The organism is Rugamonas aquatica (assembly GCF_009380215.1).
GTDB lineage: Bacteria > Pseudomonadota > Gammaproteobacteria > Burkholderiales > Burkholderiaceae_D > Rugamonas > Rugamonas aquatica_B.
Map to the genome: position 1 here is coordinate 230,336 of NZ_WHUG01000005.1, position 16,112 is coordinate 246,447.

Sequence of the window (16,112 nt, forward strand, 5' to 3'; positions counted from 1 at the left end):
GATCCGTCCACAATGCCGTTCTTGTTACTCACTCAAGGGATGGATGATGAATACACGTCGATACTTCTTACGTCATTGCATGGCCGGTGGCGGCGCGGTGGCTCTGGGCGGCCTGCTGGCGGCCTGCGGCGGTGGCGGCGACGGCGCCGCAGGCACCGCTCCGGTCACGCCCCCGGCGACCAGCGGCGGCGGCAACAACGGCTCGGCAAACAACACCGACAACTGGCGCATGCCCGACGAGGCCGAAGCCCACAAGGCGACGTGGATGGCCTACGGCGCCTCCAGCGCCATCTGGACGCGGGCCCAGGTGCCGCAAGTGCAACTGGCGCTGGCGCGCATCGCCAACGCGATCGCCGCCTACGAACCCGTCAACATGCTGGTGCGCCAGGACGAACTGGCTAGCGCGCGGCAACTGCTGGACGCGCGCGTCACGCTGATTCCCGCCGAGCTGGACGACCTGTGGATGCGCGATACCGGCCCGGTCTTCGTACGCAAGCCTGGCGGCGAGCGGGTCGGCGTCAAGTTCAACTTCAATGGCTGGGGCAACAAGCAGCAATTCGGCAAAGACGGCCGGGTGGCCGACCTGGTCTGCGCGAGCGCCCAGGTGCCGCTGCTGTCCACGCGCCTGGTGCTCGAAGGCGGCGGGCTGGAAGTCGACGGCAAAGGCACGGCCATCATCACGGAAAGCTGCGTATTGAACAGCAACCGCAACCCGGGCTTGAGCAAGGCCGAGTGCGAGGCGGAGCTGCGCCGCCTGCTGGGCATCCGCAAGGTGATCTGGCTGCCCGGCATCATGAACAAGGACATCACGGATGGCCATACCGACTTCTACGCACGCTTCGTACGCCCCGGCGTGGTGGCGGCGCACCGCGACATGGACCCGGACTCGTACGACTACGCGCTGACTCGCCGTCACCTGGACATCCTGAGTGCCGCCACCGATGCCGACAACCAGCCCTTGCAGATCGTCGTGGTCGATGGTCCCGGCCGCATCCGGCCGGGCAACAATCCAAATACCTTCGCTGCCGGCTACATCAATTACTATGCGACCAGGGGCGCCATTTTCATACCCGAGTTCGGCGATGCACAGGCCGATGCCAGGGCCAAGGCGCAATATGCGGAACTGTACCCGGGGCGGGCGATCGTCCAGATCAATATCGATCCCATCGCGGCCGGTGGCGGCGGCATCCATTGCACCACGCAGCAGGAAATTGCATAAGCCAGGAGAAGACCATGCTACGTCGAAATTTCCTTACCCGTGCGATGCATCTGGCGGCCGGCGCCACCATCGGCCTGCCCGCGCTGCCGGCCCTGGCCGCAGGCGAAGGCTGGCGCATGCCCGACGAAGGCGAGCGCCATGCCGCCACCTGGATGGCCTTCGGCGCCAACGACGAGGTGTGGGGCAAGCGTCTGAAGGCCGGCGCCCAGGCCAACCTGGCGCGCATCGCGCAAACCATCGCCAACTATGAGCCGGTGCACATGCTGGTCAACGAGGAAGATTACGACCTGGCCGCCCGCCTGTGCGGCAACAAGGTCAAGCTGCTGGCGCAGCCGATAGACGACCTGTGGATGCGCGACACCGGCGCCGTTTTCGTCAGGAAGACCGGTGGCGCGCTGGCCGGCGTGAACTTCAACTTCAATGGCTGGGGCGAAAAGCAGGACTACCATGACGATGCGCGGGTGGCCGCTTTCGTGGCCGAACGCGCCGGCGCTGTCGCGCTGGAAAGCAGCCTGGTGCTCGAAGGCGGCGGCATCGAAGTCGATGGCCGTGGCACGGCCATCATCACGGAAAGCTGCGTACTGAACGCCAACCGCAATCCCGGCGTCGGCAAGGCGGCGTGCGAGCGGGAACTGCGCCGGGTGCTGGGCATCGACAAGGTCATCTGGCTGCCAGGCATCGCCGGCCAGGACATCACCGATGGCCACACGGATTTCTATGCGCGTTTTTGCGCACCTGGCGTGGTCGTGGCCGGTTTCGAAAGCGATCCATCCTCGGCCGAACACGCCGTCACCCAGCGCCACCTAGCCATCCTGCGCAAGGCCACGGATGCTCGCGGCCATCCGTTGCAGGTGGTGGTCTTGCCGGGTCCGGCCGACATCCGTCCGCAGTACAGCAACAAGGAGTTCGCCGCTGGTTACATCAACTTCTACGTCTGCAATGGCGCCGTGCTGTGCCCGGAATTCGGCGACGCCAAAGCCGACCGCAACACCAAAGCCATCCTGCACGAGCAGTTTCCCGGACGCGACATCGTGCAGCTGAATATCGACGCCATCGCGGCCGGTGGCGGCGGCATCCATTGCACCACGCAGCAGCAGCCGGTGTAACTCCGGTGAACGCTCAGTTCCATTGCTCCACGCGAGATGCACATCGGCGATTCGGCCTGTCCCATCTAGAGTGAATGGCGGCTTGTACAGCAGACGTTGGCTGGCTCAGTCCGAATCACTCCCAAGTCACGTTGCTGATGCCTGCTTCTTCCGTCAATACATTGCGTAGCGTATCCAACAGTGGTTGCGCACCTTCGGCTGGGGCCTTGTTACGCCCGAACATACTTTTTGCTTTCGGTTCAAGGTAACACCGCCACTTGTTCTGTACACCTTCCCTGTTGGCACAACACAACCAGTATTCGTAGTCATCTTCAGTGCGGTACTCGATGAACCAGCCCCAGTCTTCGCGCTGTGGATATGACGTCATCATGCCCCGCTGTGCAAGCTGTCGAGACAGCCAAAAGGCTAGCTCAGCTCCGTACACTGTCGGATTCACTTGGGCTGCATCAGGCAGAAATGGGATAAATATATTCGACTCAAAGTCGACGCTGGTTTGCATGGGATTTATGTCGGTATTCAAAAGTGATTAACGAAGAAGCAAAGCGTCCGCGCCTGGCCGGCAGCCAACGATAAAGACGCTAACGTCATGCCGGCTGAACCACCAGCCGCACGTCAAATGCCACGCATACACGGATAATGGTGTCGAACCTTGGAGCACCGCCAGGACGTAAGGCCTTGTACAAAGCCTCTCTGGTGATGCCTGCCGCTTCGGCAATTTCGGCCATACCATGTGCGCGGGCTACGTCACCTAACGCCGCTGTCAGCAAACCAGCATCGTGAGCTTCCAATACATCCGTAAGGTACGCCGCAATCGTTACTGCGTTGTTCAGATGAGGAGCAGCATCGAACGCGGGTAGTTCAGCGGCGCGGATACATTTTCTCACCGTAACCTCCTTCAGCGAGCGCTTTCGTTCGGTCAGCGACAGCTTATCTGTAATCAGTCGACCACACAATCTCAGGCATCCAGCTCGGCGCGATTGCGGCTCAATTGCTTGGCGCGGTAGAGCGCGGCGTCGGCTGCGCGCAGCAGTTGTTCGGCCGATTCGCCGGCCTTGGGTGTCCATGCGGCCACGCCGATGCTGGACGGGATCGTCATGAGAGAAAGCTTTTTTTGGGGGGGGAAAGGCGAGATTGTATCGCCTATCCCCTTTTTGCCTACAAGCTGAATTATTCGCCGTCGAGCCAGCCGCCGCTGAAGCCGGCGTTCCGCAATCCATTGCGCAGGTAGGTGTTACGGCGCAGCAGGCTCCAGGGAAAATCGTTTAGATGGTTTTCCACCATGATGACGGTCGGCCCTTCGTTGATGCCGAAATGGTAGGGTGACACCCAGCGCCTGCAGCCGCTTTCGCGCAGATGGAAAATCGTCGAGAACGACGCTTTGAAACCGTAGGGATTGGCCTCGCATAATTGCAGTCCCTGAAAATACGCGATGCTGGGCAGGGCAAGCTCCGGCGCGAACGGCAGCGAGGCCGCCACTGCCCACGGCGCCACAGTCCCGTCGTCGGGACCGTAAGGAGCGCCTCGTCCCACGTAATCGTAGAACTTGCGCTGCACGCCGTCAATCTTGCGGGTGGCCGGGCCGGGACCATCGCTGGCCGTGATGCCCCAGCACAGCGCGCCGTAATCCGGAAAGCCGAGCGGGTTCTCGATCGCGTAGCGCTGCTGGACGTAGACCGCGCGGCGGCTGTTTTCGAAATAGTCGAGATCGTGCTCACGCATGAAGTCGTCGCGGATGCCGCGCAGGTCCAGCCAGATGTGCGACATCTGGTGGATGAACAACGGCCCCGCGTACAGATAATCGATGCCATACACCGTTTTCCATTCATACGTACTGGCCCAGGCGTCGTAGCTTTCGCGCCCGATGGCGAAGATGGGAGATCCCAGCGCCAGCACGTAAAGTATCAGCGCTTCGTCGTAGCCTTCCCAGTGCCAGCGCAGAAAACCGGTCTCCGGCTTCCAACCGTGACACAGCAGCGCCTTGCGCCGGCGCATCCATTGCCAGTCCACCCGCCGGTACAGCATGTGCGCCAGTTCGCGGATCTCACGCTCATCCGCCGACTCGCCGCCGAAGTATTCGGCCGCCGTCAACATGCCGGCGATCAGCAGCGCAGTGTCGATGCTGGACAGCTCACACTTCCAGGCCCGCGCACCGCTCTCCATGTCGAGGAAATGATAGTAGAAACCCTTGTAGCCGGTGGCGCCGGGCGCGTCGCTTTGCTCGCTGCCGGCAAAGAAGCGCAGGGTTGTCAGCGTGCGCAGCACAGCCTCGCTGCGCGGCATGCAGCCCCGTTCGACGCCTATCGTATAGGCGGTCAGCGCCATGCCGACGGCGGCGATGCTGGCCGGCCAGCCCGGTTCGGTCTTGTCGCGTATCAGGCCGTTGGCTGGGTTGATTTCGTGAACGAAGTAATCGAATGAATCCTTCTGCATTTCGGTCAACAGCTTCAGCGCCGCCGCATCGATAGTACTGGGGCGACGCTCAACAGGCGGCATAGTGGTCATAGCGAGCCCGACAGATAAAAACCTCATGCTGTCACAAGGATACGCCTGCGTATGTGCATCAACGTACGAATGGGGAGATCTGCTGCGCGGGATCTTCGAGCACATCCAGGTGCGAGATCAGCACCAGCATGTCGCGCGGGAGCGCGCTCGCATCAACATGCGACTGCAATTCAACTTGCAGCGATTGAAATTTTCTAGCACTATTTGCTAACCTTCCTGTCAACTTATGTGCAACCCAAACCCTGCGAGGCTTTTGTGGCGACTCCCGACATCTCCCGGCTGAAAATCGAGCGCGGCGCGACTCCCCAGGTACCGGGCCAGCGCTCCAAGCGCCGCCGCTGGATCAAGATCGCGCTGGTGGTGATCGTCGCCGGCATCGGCGGCAAGGTCGCCATGGGCCAGTTCAGCGGCAAGACCAGCGTGGACACCGTCACCGTCGCGCAGACCTGGCCGTCGCAAAGCTACACCCTGCTCAACGCCACCGGCTATGTGGTGGCGCAGCGCAAGGCGGCGTTGTCGTCCAAGGCCACCGGCCGGCTGGAGTGGCTGGGCGTACTCGAAGGCAGCAAGGTCAAGAAGGACGAGGTGATCGCGCGGCTGGAAAACCGCGATGTCAGCGCCACGCTGGGCCAGGCGCAGGCCAACGTCAAGGTCGCGCAAGCCAATCTGGAACAGGGCCAGGCCGAACTGCTCGACGCCCAGGCCAACTTCAAGCGCACGGCCGAACTGCTGAACCAGAAATTCATCACCGCCTCTGCCTACGACACCGCGCAGGCGAGGCTGACCAAGGCCAAGGCCAACATCTCGGGCTACAACGCCGCCATCGCCGCCGCCAGGGCCAACGCGCAGGCGGCCCAGGTGGCGCTGGACCAGACCGTGATCCGCGCCCCGTTCGACGGCGTGATCCTGACCAAGAACGCCAACGTCGGCGACAACATCACGCCCTTCTCCTCCGCCGCCGACAGCAAGGGCGCGGTCGTCACCATCGCCGACATGGATACGCTTGAAGTGGAAGCCGATGTCTCCGAGTCCAACCTGAGCAAAATCCGCGTCGACCAGCCGACCGAAATCCTGCTCGACGCCTTCCCCGAGCTGCACCTGGCAGGCACCGTCTCGCGCATGGTGCCGACCATGGACCGCAGCAAGGCGACCTTGCTGGTCAAGGTGCGCTTTGGCGACCGCGATCAGCGCGTGCTGCCGGACATGAGCGCCAAGGTGGCCTTCCTGTCCAAGGCGGTGCCGCCGGAGGACCGGCAGGCCGTGACCGCCGTCCAGGCGGCCGCCATCGTCACGCGCGACGGCAAGCCGGTAGTGTTCCTGCTCGACGGCGACAAGGTCAAACAGGTCGCCGTCACGCAGGGCCGCAAGATCGGCGAGCTCACCGAAGTCAAAGGCGTCAAGCCCGGCGACAAGGTGGTGCTGGCGCCGGACGCCAAGCTGCACGACGGCGCCCCGGTCAGCGTGGCGAAGAAATGACATGAGTGATCCTCTGGTACTGATAGAACACCTGGTCAAGTCCTACCGCCGTGGCGACCAGGTGGTGGAGGTGCTGCGCGATATCAGCCTGGCGATACCGGCCGGCGACTTCACCGCGCTGATGGGGCCTTCCGGCTCCGGCAAGAGCACGCTGCTCAACCTGATCGCCGGCATCGACAAGCCGGATCGCGGCGTGCTGCGCATCGCCGGCCTCGATATCGCCGGCATGGGCGAGACTGACCTGGCGCAATGGCGCGCCGCCAACGTCGGTTTCATCTTCCAGTTCTATAACCTGATGCCGGTACTGTCGGCATTCGAGAACGTCGAACTGCCGCTGCTGCTCACGCCCCTGTCGCGGCGCGAACGGCGCGAGCGCGTCGAGCTGACGCTGGAGATGGTCAACCTTGCCGACCGCATGGACCACACGCCGAACGAACTGTCCGGCGGACAGCAGCAGCGCGTGGCCATCGCCCGCGCCATCGTCACCGATCCGACGATCATCGTGGCCGACGAACCCACCGGCGACCTGGATCGCAACTCGGCTTCCGAGATTCTGGCCTTGCTGCAGCAACTGAACCAGCAACTGGGCAAGACCATCATCATGGTGACGCACGACGCCCACGCGGCGGCGCAGGCGCGCACCATGATCCATCTCGAAAAGGGCGAACTGCTCGACGGCCTGCCGGCCGTACACGCCTGACGCCACCAACGCCATGTACACGCTGCGGCTGATCTTCAAGAACACCATGCGCCACAAGCTGCGCACCTCGCTGACCATCCTCGGCCTGGTGGTGGCGATCTTTTCCTTCGGCCTGCTGCAAACGGTGGTGGACGCGTGGTACGCCGGCGCCGAGGGAGCATCCAACACCACGCTCGTCACGCGCAACAAGACTTCGCTGGTGTTCCCGCTGCCGCTGTCCTACCAGGCGCGCATCCGCGCGGTGCCCGGCGTATCCGGCGTCGGCTTCGCCAACTGGTTCCAGGGCACGTACAAGGATCCGAAGAACTTCTTCGCGCAGTTCGCCATCTCCGGCGAGACCTACCTGAACATCTACCCCGACTACCTGCTGCCGCCCGACGAACGCGCCGCCTTCCTGCGCGACCGCAAGGGCTGCATCGTCGGCCGCAAGCTGGCCGACCAATACGGCTTCAAGGTCGGCGACATCATTCCACTCAAGGGCACCATCTACCCCGGCAACTGGGAGCTGGTGGTGCGCGGCATCTACGACGGCAAGCAAAGCACCACCAACACCGCCACCCTGTTCTTCCACTGGGACTACGTCAACGAAACGATGAAGAAAGTCGCGGCGCGCCGCGCCAACCAGATTGGCGTGTACGTGGTGCAGATCGACCAGCCCGAGAACGCCGCCGCAATTTCCTCCGCCGTCGACAAGGAGTTCGCCAACTCGCTGGCCGAGACGCTGACCGAAACCGAGAAGGCCTTCCAGCTGGGCTTTGTGTCGATGTCGGAGGCGATCGTGGTGGCGATCCGCGTGGTGTCATTCGTGGTCATCATCATTATCGCGGCGGTGATGGCCAACACCATGGCCATGAGCGCGCGCGAGCGGCTGGGAGAGTACGCCACGCTGAAGGCGCTGGGCTTCGGCCCCGGCTTCCTGGCGCTGATGATCTTCGGCGAATCGCTGCTGCTGTCGGCCTTCGGCGCGGCGATAGGCATCGTCATCCTGTTCCCGTTCGCCGCCTTCCTCGGCAAGGTGATGGGCACCATGTTCCCGGTGTTCGAAGTGTCGCAGCTGACGGTGATCCAGCAGGTGCTGGCGGCGCTGGCCATCGGCTCCGTGGCCGCCATCGCGCCCACCGTGCGCGCGGTGCGCATCAACATCGTCGACGGCTTGAGGAGCATAGGTTGAAGATCCCTCTTTCCTACGTCGCCCGCAACCTGTGGGCCCGCCGCCTGACCACCGCGTTGACCGGCGCCGGCCTGGCGCTGGTGGTGTTCGTGTTCGCCACGGTGCTGATGCTGGACGAAGGCCTGCGCAACACCATGGTGACGACCGGCGAATACGACAACGTGATCCTGATACGCCGCTCGGCCGACACCGAAGTCCAGAGCGGCGTCGATCGCACCCAGGCCAGCGTGGCCTCCAGCCACCCGGCCATCGCGCGCGGCGCCGACGGCCAGCCGCTGCTGTCGAAGGAAACCGTGGTGCTCATCTCGCTCAACAAGCGAGGCTCGGCCAAGCCGTCCAACGTCATCATCCGCGGCATCTCGGAGCGCGGCATGATGCTGCGGCCGCAGGTCAAGCTGACGGCCGGCCGCATGTTCCGGCCAGGCGCATCCGAGATCATCGCCGGCGCCAGCATCGCGCGCCGGTTCGAAGGTGCGGGCATTGGCGAGACGCTGCGCTTCGGCCAGCGCGAATGGACCGTGGTCGGCCTGTTCGACGCCGGCAACAGCGGCTTCGATTCCGAGATCTGGGGCGACGCCGACCAGTTGATGCCGGCCTTCCGCCGCAACGCCTATTCGGCCATGGTGCTGCGGCTGGCCGGCACCTCGCTGTTCGACGGCTTCAAGAAGGACATCGAAAGCGACCCGCGCCTGACGCTGGACGCCAAGCGCGAACAGACCTTCTACTCCGACCAGTCGAAGGCGCTGTCCACCTTCATCAGCGTGCTGGGGCTGATCCTGTCGGTGATCTTCTCGATCGGCGCGATGATAGGCGCCACCATCACCATGTACGCCTCGGTCGCCAACCGCGTCGGCGAGATCGGCACCTTGCGCGCGCTGGGCTTCCAGCGCCGCAGCATCCTGGCCGCCTTCCTGGCCGAGTCCATGCTGCTGGCGGTGGCGGGCGGCGCGCTGGGCCTGGCCTGCGCCTCGCTGATGCAGTTCCTGTCCTTCTCGACCACTAATTTCCAGTCCTTCTCCGAGCTGGCCTTCGGCTTCCGGCTGACGCCCGCCATCGTGGTCAAAACGCTCATGTTTTCGCTGGCGATGGGCGTGGTCGGCGGCTTCCTGCCGGCGCTGCGCGCGGCCCGCATGAAAATCGTCGATGCACTGCGGGCAGCATGAAAAAAACGCGGCCCGATATGTACCGGCCAAGCAACAGTAGCGAAAAGAAAGCGTGCTAGACTTGCCTGAATGCAAATTCCGCTGCCCATGCTATTTTGCCTTCGGATACGCCGCCGACCATGCTGCCCCGGGACCGCCCACCTGCCCCGTCAACCGCCGCGCCGCGCCAGCTCTGGCACCGGTTGCTGTTGTGCTGCGCGTTGCTGATGCTGGCGCTGCCGGCGCCGTCGTGGGCGGCCAGGGAGCGCAAGGTGCTGGTGCTGTACTCGCTGGGCGCCGATTCGGCATCGGCCTGGCAACGCCTGATCCACAAGGGCCTGTCCTCCGAGCTGGCCGACAAGAACCTGACCTCGGCGCTGGGCATCTTCGAAGAGCGCTTCGACGCCGTGCGCGTCGGCGACGAGCAGGCGCAGGCCGGCATGGAGCAGTACCTGCGCACCAAGTACGCGCACATCCAGTTCGACGCCATCATCACCGAGAACTATGTGGCGGCCCGCTTCCTCAGCGAGCGCCCCGCCCTGTTCCGCGGCGTGCCGCGCCACTACATGAACCACGGACGCCTGAACTGGCAGCCTGCCGACGGCATCGCCTACCAGGTGCAGGCCGACTTCGGCCGCACCATCGGCATCATCCCGCAGGTGGCGCCGGATGTGCGGCACGTGGTGGTGATCGGCGACAGCACGGAACGCATGCAGGAATCGGTGAACGGCGTGCGCCAGGTGGCCGGCAACTACGCCAGGCAGATGAGCTTTGAATACTGGGACCAGCTAAGCTACGCCGAGATCTTCCGCCAGGCGGCGCTGCTGCGGCCGGGCAGCGCCATCTTCCTGCTGCCCACCTATCACGACAGCACCGGTACGCGGCGCCGGCCGGTGGACATCGCGCGCCAGCTGGCGGCCACCACGCAGGTGCCGATCTTCACCAACTGGGAAGCCATCGTGGTGCCCGGCGTGGTCGGCGGCTACGTGGTCAGCGCAGAGCGCATCGGCCGCGCCATCGCCAAGATCCTGATGCAGCAGCAGCCTGACATCGCCGGCATCCCCGGCTACCTGTTCGACTACGGCGCGGTGCAGCGCTTCCACCTGCAGAATATTCCGCCGACGGCGCAGTGGGTCAACCGGCCGCAGAGCATATTCGAACAGTACCTGTGGCAGATCCTGGCCGGCGCCACGCTGATCGTGCTGGAAGGGATATTGATCTCGGCGCTGATCGTGGCGCTGCGCAGCCGCCGGCAGACGCTGCGCGCGCTGCACGATGAACGCAACCAGCTGGAAGCACGCGTACTTCAGCGCACGCTGGAGCTGATGGTGGCCAACACCAAACTCGAACAGCTGGCCACCACCGACCCGCTGACCGGCATCGGCAACCGCCGCCGCATGACGGAGCAGATCAACAAGGAGCTGGAACGCAGCCGCCGTTTCAAGCATCCGCTGTCGCTGCTGATGGTCGACATCGACCACTTCAAGAACGTCAACGACATCTACGGCCACGAGGCGGGCGACCGCGCCATCGTGGCTGTGGCCCGGGCGCTGGCGGGCGGCATGCGCAATATCGACATGGCGTCGCGCTTCGGCGGCGAGGAGTTCGTGCTGCTGATGCCGGAGACCGATGTCGATGTCGCCAGCGGCGCTGCCGAGCGGCTGCGCACCGATGTCGCGGCGCTGTGCATCGACGGCGACAACGGCGAGCAGATCAAGCTCACCGTCAGCATCGGCGTGGCGGCATCGCTGCCGGAGGGGCCGCCGGACAGCGCCTCCTCGCTGATCTCGCGGGCCGACAAGGCGCTGTACCAGGCCAAGCACGAAGGCCGCGACCGGGTCGTCAGCGCCTGATTCGGCGATTCGCTCGGCATTCGCCGGCGACACAACTTAAATACGAATCATTATCATTTGTATTGACATTACTCTTTGTGAAAGATAAGCTGGCGGCATAGCATTTAAGACAAGCTTTCAATTTTAAGACGCCGCCATGCCCCACACCCTTGCGTTCCTGCCCCACTACGCCGCCGCCCATGCCCGCACGCTGCGCCAATTCATCGAAGCCTTCTGGAATGAGGGCTGCCTGGTCGGCGCCATCGAACCGGAGCAGAGCCGGCTGCGGCTTGAAGGCCGGGACGAGCACGATGCGCCGCTGGTCTACCACATCGATATCGCCGGCCACAGCGCATTCGACCGCCTGCGCCTGAGCGGCGAGGTACGCGCCGCCGGCTCCTCCATGCCGGACATCGCCGCCACGGTGTCGGCGCTGGTGCGGCACCTGCAACCGCAAGCGGAAGCCTTGCGCCGCTTCGTCGCCGAGTTGCAGCAGACGGCGCTCAAGCAGGCCTGGTCGATGACCACTGCGCCGCAGGCCACGCTGCAATCGCCCTACGCCTTGCAGGAAGCGGAATTGGGCGACGGCCATCCTTACCATCCGTGCTTCCGCTCGCGCATCGGCTTCAGCATCGACGAGCACCGGCGCTACGGCCCGGAATTCGCGCAAGCCTTCACGCTGACCTGGCTGGCGATCGACCGCGAAGCCAGCGAAACCCACCAGCTGCCGGAACTCGACTACGACACCTTCATGCGCTCGCAGTTGGGAACGGAGGAGTACCACCGCCTGCTGGGCCGGATCGAAGCACAGGGCCAGGCACCGGCGCGTTACCGCCTGCTGCCGGTGCATCCGTGGCAATGGGAGCACGCCATCGCGCCGCACTTCGCCGACTGGCTGGCCGACGGCACCTTGCTGCACCTGGGCGCAGGCCGCGCCGAATGGATGGCGCAGCAATCGATACGCTCGCTGAGCAGCGTGACAGCCGATGGCCGCTGCAACCTGAAGCTGCCACTGGCCATCGCCAACAGTTCGGCCGACCGCATCCTCTCCGACCATCACGTGCACAACGCGCCTCTGATCTCGCGCTGGCTGGACGCCATCTGCCGCGACGACGCCTTCCTGGCCGACGGCCAGCGGCTGGCGGTACTGGCCGAACCGGCCGGCATCACGGTCGCGGCGCAGCGCCAGCGCAGCGGCGCCTACGGCATGCTGGGCGCGATCTGGCGCAGCGCGCCGGAGTCGGTGCTGACGCAGGGCGAACAGGTGTTCCCGATGACCGCACTGACCACGCTGACCGGCGCCGGCGAACTGACCATCGGCCCATGGCTGGCGCGGCACGGCACGGAACAGTGGGTGGCCGCGTTACTGGAGGCGAGCGTTCCGCCGCTTATGCACCTGATGATGGAGCACGGCGTACTGCTCGAATGCCATGCGCAAAACACCCTGCTGATCTTGCGCGACGGCCTGCCGCGCCGCATCGCCATCCGCGACCTGCCCGGCGGCCTGCACTATCTGCAAGGCGCCACCAACGAAGCGCAGCTGGCCGGACTGCGCACGGCGCCGGCTTACCGAAACGCGCTCAACGCCAGCGCAGGCTTCATGTTCGACTCGACGACGGAGGCGCGCGACTACCTGCTGGAGGTGCTGTTCTTCATCAACCTGGGCGAACTGGCGTGGAGGCTGGAGCGCCATCACGGCTATGCGGAGACGCTGTTCTGGTCCCAGGCCGCGCGCACCATCCTGGCCTATCAGTCGCGCTTCCCGGCGAGCGCCGCGCGCCATCGCGAGTTCGACCTGCTCGGTGCGACACTGCGGATCGAATGCCTGGCGGCGCGCCGCCTGCTCGCGTGGAGCACGCAGCGCCTGCGTACGGTCGCCAACCCGCTGGCCGGCGCGAAGGCGACGCCCGTCGTCAGCGGCGGCAACGCATGAGTGTCGCGCAAGCCGCATCGCGGCAGGCTGGCCTGACGCGTGCGGTGCTGGTCACGGTCGCCGGCCATTTCGGCGCGGCGTTCGCAGCCTTGTGCATGCCGCCGTTCTATGCGCAGATACTGGAATCGAGCTTCCCCGCGAGCGCCCCATCGGCGGCGCTGGCCGGCTGGTACTTCACGCTGCCGACGCTCGCAGCCGCCATCGCCAATCCGGCCTGGGGGCGGCTGGCCGACCGCATCGGCCGCCGCGCGTCGCTGATGCGGGCGCATGCCGGCTTATGCCTCAGCTTTATCCTCACCGGCCTGGCGCGCACGCCGACGGAATTCGCACTGGGCCTGATGCTGCAAGGGCTACTGGGCGGAACCTTCTCCGCGTCCAACGCCTATCTGGCGGAACAACTGCCGCCGGCGCGGCTGGCGACACTGCTCGGCGTGATGCAGGCGTCGGCGCGAACCGCCTTGTTCGCCGGCCCGGCGCTGATCGGCATGATGAGCGGGCACGCCAACATGCTGCAGCTGTTCCTGTACCTGGCCTTGTTCCCCGGTGTCGCCTGCGTGGTGCTGTTCCTGCTGCCAGATGCTGTGGAGCCGCGCAGGCATGCCCATGCGCCGGCCGTATCGAACGCCGGCGCGCCATCGGACGCACAAGCCATCGCCGCCGCCGGCTGCGGCGTCAGCGCAGCGAACCTGTACCGGTTGCAGGCGCTGTTCGCCATCGGCACCGTCCTGTCCTATCCCTATTTTGTCAGCGATCTCGCACAGCGGCTGCAAATCGGCGCCGCCACCGCCGGCATGATGTTCGGCCTGCCGCACGTCCTGTTCCTGCTGCTGGCATGGCCGTTGGGACGCAAGCTCGGTTACGCCAACGCCCGCGCAGCCCTCGGATGGTACGCCGCGCTGACCAGCGCCGGCCTGCTGGCGCAGGCGTTGGCTGACGCGCTGCCTTTGCTGCTGGCCGGCCGCATCCTGATGGGCATAGGCATGACCGGCGCCTACCTTGCCATCAATACGCTGGCCGCTGCTACCTCCACCGTCGCCCGCGCCGGCCGCCACTTCGGCAGCCTGGAAGGAGCCAACAAATGGGGCGCCGTCAGCGCCGGCCTGCTGGCCAGCCTGCTCGCGCCATCGCTCGGTTATGCCGCACCGCTCTGGCTGGGGACAGCCGTCGTCGCCGCGCTGTTTATTTCACTGAAATGGAGACTGCTATGAACTCACCGCTGTTACCCAAGCATCTGCAGCCCGCCCCTTCCGATACCGAGAGCTTCGCCGAACGGCAGCATGGCCGCCTGCTGATCAACTGCTATGCGCGCGAGGTGGCGATGCAGGAGCACACGCTCGCCGTGCTGCCAGCCGGCCGCAACGCGCATCCGGCGATGCCTGCCGCGTATCACGGACAGGTGCTGGAAATCGCCTTGCCGCGCGTGGACAGCCAGTTGTGCGTCGGCGTGCTGCACGTCTCGGCCACCGCCAATTTCGACTACACCACCAGCGTCTACCTGCGCCAGGGACAGGAAGCGTGGCGCGAAGCGGGCTGGCGGGAACTGGCGCGCCTCATCATCGAAGACCTTTCGCTCCGCGCCGCGACACCGTTCAACGACGAACTGCTGCAACAGATCGGCGACAGCATCGCCACCATGCAGGACGTGATGGACCGCCGTCCGACGCCGGCGCTGCCGCCGGCTGTCGCAGTCGCCACGCCGCTGCAAGCCTATATCGAGAGCGAGCAAGGACTGCTGACCGGACATCCCTTCCATCCGGCGCCGAAAAGCCGCGCCGACTGGTCGCCCGCCGAGCAGCGCGACTACTCGCCGGAACACAAGGCCAGCATGCGCCTGCACTACTTCCAGATCCCGCAACAGTGGCTGCTGAGCGACAGCATCGACGCCGGCGCGCTGCAAAGTCTCGCCGCGCAGGGCCTGGAGCCAAGCGACGGCGGAGTGATCGTGCCGCTGCACCCATGGCAAGCCGGCTGGATGCGCCGCCAACCGCGCATCGCCAGCGCCTTGCGCAGAGGCGAGATTCTCGACCTCGGCCCTCATGGCCGCCCCTTCCATCCAACGGCGTCGGTACGCACGCTGCTGGCCGAGGACGCGGGGTCTTTCGTCAAGCTGTCGCTGAATATGCGCATCACCAACTGCATCCGCAACAACGCCCGCCACGAACTGCAAGGCGCGCTGACCGGTTCGCGGGTGTACCGCACCATGCAGGCCGACATGCAAAGCCGCTTCCCCGGTTTCCGCGTGCTGGAGGAACAGGCCTACGTCACCGTCGATCTGCCCGGCGCCGACCCTGCACTGGTCGACGGTTTCGGCGTGCTGCTGCGCGAGGGCGTGTCTGGCCTGCTGCAACAGGGCGTGCAGCCGATCGTGTGCGCAGCCTTGTTCGGCAACGGCGAACAAGGGCGCAAGCGGGTCTTCGCCCAGATCGAGCGCTACGCGCTGCATCGCGGCTACACGCTGGAGCATGCGGCGCGCAGCTGGTTCGCGCGCTATGCGGAGACTGCCGTACATCCCATTCTGTACCTGCTGTTCGAACATGGCGTGGCGTTCGAGCCGCACATGCAGAACACTGTCGTAGGCCTTGACGGCGAAGGCGCGCCCAGCCACTTTATCTTGCGCGATCTGGAGCTCACGCGGCTCGCGCCGCAGGCACATGCGCTGGCCCACGCCATGCAACTGGAACCGGACACGCTGTCGGCCTTGTGCTGCACCGATGAACGGGCCTGGACGCGCATCGGATACTGCCTGTTCGTCAACAACCTGTGCGAGGTCATCGCCTGCATCGCCAACGGCAACCATAGCCTGAACCTGGCCCTGTGGGGAGTGCTGCGCAATTCGCTGCAGGACTACCTGGCGAAATTCCCCAATCCGTCCGCCAGCCGCCGCATCCGGGGTCTGCTGGCAGGCGAGCCTTTGCCGGCCAAAGGCAATCTGCTGACGCGCTTCCTGCGCCAGGCAGACCGCCAGGCCAGCTACCTTCCCTTGTATCACCCGCTTGGCGTCGTCAACGGCGCGGCGGCATCCTTATAACAA

The 16,112-nt window shown here is 65.1% G+C and carries 14 protein-coding genes; 10 read left to right on the plus strand and 4 right to left on the minus strand.

The window, feature by feature from the left end:
• Positions 1 to 46 precede the first annotated feature (46 nt).
• Positions 47 to 1,219, plus strand: coding sequence for an agmatine deiminase family protein (locus tag GEV02_RS15040; RefSeq protein ID WP_235922787.1), 1,173 nt, complete (start codon positions 47 to 49; stop codon positions 1,217 to 1,219).
• Positions 1,220 to 1,233: 14 nt separating this feature from the next.
• Positions 1,234 to 2,325, plus strand: coding sequence for an agmatine deiminase family protein (locus GEV02_RS15045; RefSeq protein ID WP_152838769.1), 1,092 nt, complete (start codon positions 1,234 to 1,236; stop codon positions 2,323 to 2,325).
• A gap of 115 nt (positions 2,326 to 2,440) precedes the next feature.
• Here the strand turns inward: GEV02_RS15045 and GEV02_RS15050 are convergent, their stop codons facing one another.
• The 4 genes from GEV02_RS15050 to GEV02_RS15060 all read right to left on the minus strand — a co-directional run bounded on the left by GEV02_RS15050 (position 2,441) and on the right by GEV02_RS15060 (position 4,827).
• Complete coding sequence (locus GEV02_RS15050) at positions 2,441 to 2,824, minus strand: hypothetical protein (protein WP_152838770.1); 384 nt, start codon at positions 2,822 to 2,824, stop codon at positions 2,441 to 2,443.
• An 85-nt stretch (positions 2,825 to 2,909) separates the two neighbouring features.
• The gene (locus tag GEV02_RS32900) at positions 2,910 to 3,209 is read right to left on the minus strand and encodes an addiction module antidote protein (RefSeq protein WP_174999106.1); all 300 of its coding nucleotides are present in this window, start codon (positions 3,207 to 3,209) and stop codon (positions 2,910 to 2,912) included.
• Between the two features lie 71 nt (positions 3,210 to 3,280).
• Positions 3,281 to 3,421 (minus strand): diguanylate cyclase domain-containing protein, encoded by a 141-nt coding sequence (locus tag GEV02_RS32905; protein ID WP_235922788.1) that lies wholly within the window; start codon positions 3,419 to 3,421, stop codon positions 3,281 to 3,283.
• 71 nt (positions 3,422 to 3,492) lie between these two features.
• Entirely contained in the window at positions 3,493 to 4,827 is a 1,335-nt protein-coding gene (locus GEV02_RS15060; protein WP_152838772.1) for a glucoamylase family protein, read from the minus strand.
• Between the two features lie 255 nt (positions 4,828 to 5,082).
• On the opposite strand from GEV02_RS15060, the gene GEV02_RS15065 reads away from it, so the two are divergent.
• The 8 genes from GEV02_RS15065 to GEV02_RS15100 all read left to right on the plus strand — a co-directional run bounded on the left by GEV02_RS15065 (position 5,083) and on the right by GEV02_RS15100 (position 16,109).
• A complete protein-coding gene (locus GEV02_RS15065; protein ID WP_408014851.1) occupies positions 5,083 to 6,303 on the plus strand; it encodes an efflux RND transporter periplasmic adaptor subunit in 1,221 nt (406 codons plus the stop codon).
• A 1-nt stretch (position 6,304) separates the two neighbouring features.
• Positions 6,305 to 7,003: an ABC transporter ATP-binding protein gene (locus GEV02_RS15070; RefSeq protein WP_152838773.1), complete on the plus strand. Its 699-nt coding sequence runs from the start codon at positions 6,305 to 6,307 to the stop codon at positions 7,001 to 7,003.
• A 13-nt stretch (positions 7,004 to 7,016) separates the two neighbouring features.
• Positions 7,017 to 8,174 carry an ABC transporter permease gene (locus GEV02_RS15075; protein WP_152838774.1) on the plus strand — a complete coding sequence of 386 codons (1,158 nt, stop codon included), beginning with the start codon at positions 7,017 to 7,019 and terminating at the stop codon, positions 8,172 to 8,174.
• Positions 8,171 to 9,337 (plus strand): ABC transporter permease, encoded by a 1,167-nt coding sequence (locus GEV02_RS15080; protein ID WP_152838775.1) that lies wholly within the window; start codon positions 8,171 to 8,173, stop codon positions 9,335 to 9,337. Before GEV02_RS15075 ends, GEV02_RS15080 begins: the two co-directional genes overlap by 4 nt.
• Positions 9,338 to 9,456: 119 nt before the next feature.
• A complete protein-coding gene (locus GEV02_RS15085) occupies positions 9,457 to 11,169 on the plus strand; it encodes a GGDEF domain-containing protein (protein ID WP_152838776.1) in 1,713 nt (570 codons plus the stop codon).
• 136 nt (positions 11,170 to 11,305) lie between these two features.
• Positions 11,306 to 13,081: an IucA/IucC family protein gene (locus GEV02_RS15090; RefSeq protein WP_152838777.1), complete on the plus strand. Its 1,776-nt coding sequence runs from the start codon at positions 11,306 to 11,308 to the stop codon at positions 13,079 to 13,081.
• Positions 13,078 to 14,289, plus strand: coding sequence for an MFS transporter (locus GEV02_RS15095; RefSeq protein ID WP_152838778.1), 1,212 nt, complete (start codon positions 13,078 to 13,080; stop codon positions 14,287 to 14,289). Before GEV02_RS15090 ends, GEV02_RS15095 begins: the two co-directional genes overlap by 4 nt.
• Positions 14,286 to 16,109 (plus strand): IucA/IucC family protein, encoded by a 1,824-nt coding sequence (locus GEV02_RS15100; RefSeq protein WP_152838779.1) that lies wholly within the window; start codon positions 14,286 to 14,288, stop codon positions 16,107 to 16,109. Before GEV02_RS15095 ends, GEV02_RS15100 begins: the two co-directional genes overlap by 4 nt.
• Positions 16,110 to 16,112 lie beyond the last annotated feature (3 nt).